At 43.5% G+C, this 570-nt stretch carries 1 protein-coding gene; it reads left to right on the top strand.

The window, feature by feature from the left end; all coding sequences use genetic code 11:
• Window positions 1-172: 172 nt before the first annotated feature.
• On the top strand, window positions 173-570 hold a 398-nt coding region (locus J7438_RS27110; RefSeq protein WP_209279115.1), incomplete at its 3' end, for an AMP-binding protein.

Genomic DNA, 570 nt, shown 5'->3' on the forward strand with positions numbered 1-570 from the left:
TTTTATTACTAAATACAATTTAGATAGCCTTGATTCGGTATCACTTACCGTGCAAATCAGTTCTGAGCTCGGTGTTAATTTTGGTGAGTCAATGGATGATATTGATGCACTAGCCTCGTTTGGAACGCTTGTTGAACTTATTGAAAGCAGAACGGTGTAGTTGGAGATAAAGATGTCTACTGCAGTAGCGTTACCCCAACGCATTCAATATTGGGCAGCTTATCACGGTGATCGATTAGCCGTTGACGACGGTAGGTGCAAGCTTTCCTACTGTGAACTAGGCAAGAAAGTATCTTCGCTGGCAAAGGCGTTAAATGCTCGAGGAGTACTGCCCGGTGATCGGGTTCTTATTCACATTCAAAAGTCTTGTGATGCCGTAGTTGCACTTCTCGCGACACTCTCTTTAGGTGCGGCTTATGTCCCTTTAGATACGAAATCTCCCAAAGACCGCATTTTATCTATCGTCGAAGATGCAAAGCCAAGCTTGATTCTTTATGCATCCGCTGAACCGCTGTTCGATACAGTCGAAAACTATACAACCTTAGATATGTGTCATGTTGAGGATGTGGA

The organism is Thalassotalea sp. G20_0, assembly GCF_017744175.1.
Taxonomy (GTDB): Bacteria; Pseudomonadota; Gammaproteobacteria; order Pseudomonadales; family Endozoicomonadaceae; genus Endozoicomonas.